Below are 1,912 nucleotides of genomic sequence, written 5' to 3'. Positions count from 1 at the left end.
AGTGACGAACGTCGTCGGTTACGCCCGAGTGTCGAAGCGGGAGCAGAACCCCGCCGCTCAGGAGGCCGAGCTGCGCGCGGCCGGCGCTTCTCGAGTATTCGTTGACCACGGCGAGTCGAGCCGCGTCGCAGACCGCCCCCAGTGGCTCGCCTGCCTCGACTACCTCCGCGAGGGCGACACCCTCCTGGTGCGCCGCCTCGATCGGCTCGGAGGGTCGGAGCGGATCATCATCGAGACGCTGCATGACCTCGACCGCCGGGGCGTGAACATCAAGAGCCTCACGGAGCCGATGATCGACACCACAACCCCGATGGGCCGCGCCCTGTTCGGCATGGTGGCCGTGTTCGCGCAGCTCCGCGTCGACACGATCCGGGACAACACCCTGCGCGGCCTCGCGCACGCCAAAGCGCAGGGTCGGGTCGGTGGCCGGCCGTCGAAGATGACGCCGGAGAAGATCGCACAGGCGCAGCGGATGCGCGCCGAGAACCGCAGCCTCGACCACATCGCCGGAGTGCTCAGCGTCGGCAAGTCGACGGTTGCCCGCGCCCTCAGCAAGGCCGATCAGGAACTCACCCAGACGCAGCGGTAGCCCCGTCCTGGTCATCGTGGAGCAGGACGCCCGGAGCCACATTGAGCGCGCCGGCTATCGCGTTCAGCTCGTCGACGGTGAGGCCGCACGGCCTGGTCAGGTGCAGCCGCCGGGTGAGCGTGCGCAGCTTGATCCCGGTCGCGTCGGCCAGCCACTCGACGGTCAGACCCCGAGTGTCGAGCACGCGCCGGATGCGCTGCGCGACCTGCACAGCAATGGATCGCGTCATCGGCCATCGCCCCCCGGCTCACCCTCACGAGTGAGCGTGTCGATCACCGTCACGACGTCACTCCCCGGCACCGTCACGGACGCCGCCAGCGGCGGCGTCACCACCCGCTACCTGCACATGTACGACTCCGGGATGCTCGTCCAGGTTGGCGACAAGGTGAAGGGCGGTCAGCAGATCGCCCGTGTCGGCAGCAGCGGACAATCCACCGGATGCCACCTGCACTTTGAGGTCCAGGTGAACGGCGAAAACACTGACCCGGCCCCCTTCATGGCTGCGGTCGGAATCCAGCTCGGACAGTAGATCAGGAGACGACCATGAGCAGCATCGAAGTACCCACATTCCCCAAGATCGAGGCGCGTACGCACGCGAACGGATCGGGAGAGGTCACGATCAACGGGACGTCGTACCCGATCGAGACGACCACTCTCGAGGATCGCTGCGCGAGCATCCTCGAGAGACGATGCTGATGGCGGCCGGACAGATCATCACGTACTCGCTGTACGTGCCCGCATCGCTCGTCGCCGGCATGACCTTCGCCGACTCCTACGCATTCCTCGACGACTGGGTGCTGCAGGCGCTGCGCTCGCTCGGTATCGACGCGGTGTACCAGCCGCTCAACGACATCGCGAGTCCGACCGGCAAGATCGGCGGTGCTGCCCAGAAGCGCCTCGCCAACGGGGGAGTGCTGCACCACGCGACCCTGTCGTACGACATCGACGGACAGGTGATGACCGAGGTCCTCCGCATCGGTCGCGAGAAGCTCAGCGACAAGGGCACGACCTCCGCCGCAAAGCGCGTCGATCCGCTGCGCAGTCAGACCGGGCTCGAGCGCGCCGAGATCATCGAGCGTTTCAAGGACACGTTCCGCTCGCTGACCGACGCCGAGACCGGATCGATCTCGGCCGACGAGTACGCCGATGCCGAAGCCCTCGTCGAGTCGAAGTTCGCCACCGAGGCGTGGCTGCATCGGTGGCTCAAGATCGCGGACGTCGAAGACGGCATCAAGCCCGGTGTGACCCAGGCCGACGCGACCGAGCTGCGCGAAGCCCGCAAACGCATCCGGTTGCTCGAGCAAGAGAACGAGATCCTCCGCC

General features: G+C 67.1%; 4 protein-coding genes and 2 pseudogenes. 5 read left to right on the top strand and 1 reads right to left on the bottom strand.

Going from position 1 to position 1,912, the window contains the following annotated elements; all coding sequences use genetic code 11:
* Positions 1-589 (top strand): recombinase family protein (locus KZA10_RS13715; protein WP_256934849.1); only part of this gene is annotated, 589 nt, incomplete at its 5' end.
* Here the strand turns inward: KZA10_RS13715 and KZA10_RS13710 are convergent.
* Positions 570-818, bottom strand: coding sequence for a helix-turn-helix domain-containing protein (locus KZA10_RS13710; RefSeq protein WP_137772235.1), 249 nt, complete (start codon positions 816-818; stop codon positions 570-572). The genes KZA10_RS13715 and KZA10_RS13710 overlap by 20 nt on opposite strands.
* Positions 819-848: 30 nt before the next feature.
* On the opposite strand from KZA10_RS13710, the gene KZA10_RS18230 reads away from it, so the two are divergent.
* From KZA10_RS18230 to KZA10_RS18225, 4 genes and pseudogenes are all read left to right on the top strand, one after another.
* The gene (locus tag KZA10_RS18230) at positions 849-1,118 is read left to right on the top strand and encodes a M23 family metallopeptidase (protein WP_308289680.1); all 270 of its coding nucleotides are present in this window, start codon (positions 849-851) and stop codon (positions 1,116-1,118) included.
* Positions 1,119-1,132: 14 nt separating this feature from the next.
* Positions 1,133-1,285, top strand: coding sequence for a hypothetical protein (locus KZA10_RS13700; protein ID WP_218683156.1), 153 nt, complete (start codon positions 1,133-1,135; stop codon positions 1,283-1,285).
* Positions 1,279-1,788: pseudogene (locus tag KZA10_RS13695) on the top strand (biotin/lipoate A/B protein ligase family protein); the annotation flags it as partial. The gene KZA10_RS13700 and the pseudogene KZA10_RS13695, both read left to right, overlap by 7 nt.
* Positions 1,768-1,912, top strand: a pseudogene (locus KZA10_RS18225) (IS3 family transposase); the annotation flags it as partial. The pseudogenes KZA10_RS13695 and KZA10_RS18225, both read left to right, overlap by 21 nt.

This window comes from Microbacterium sp. BF1, from assembly GCF_019279095.1.
Lineage (GTDB): Bacteria > Actinomycetota > Actinomycetes > Actinomycetales > Microbacteriaceae > Microbacterium > Microbacterium maritypicum.
This window is presented reverse-complemented; position numbering and strand designations above follow the sequence as displayed.

Coding starts and splice junctions, on each gene's coding strand:
- KZA10_RS13710 (WP_137772235.1), bottom strand. CDS start 818: ATGACGCGATCCATTGCTGTGCAGGTCGCGCAGCGCATCCGGCGCGTG.
- KZA10_RS13700 (WP_218683156.1), top strand. CDS start 1,133: ATGAGCAGCATCGAAGTACCCACATTCCCCAAGATCGAGGCGCGTACG.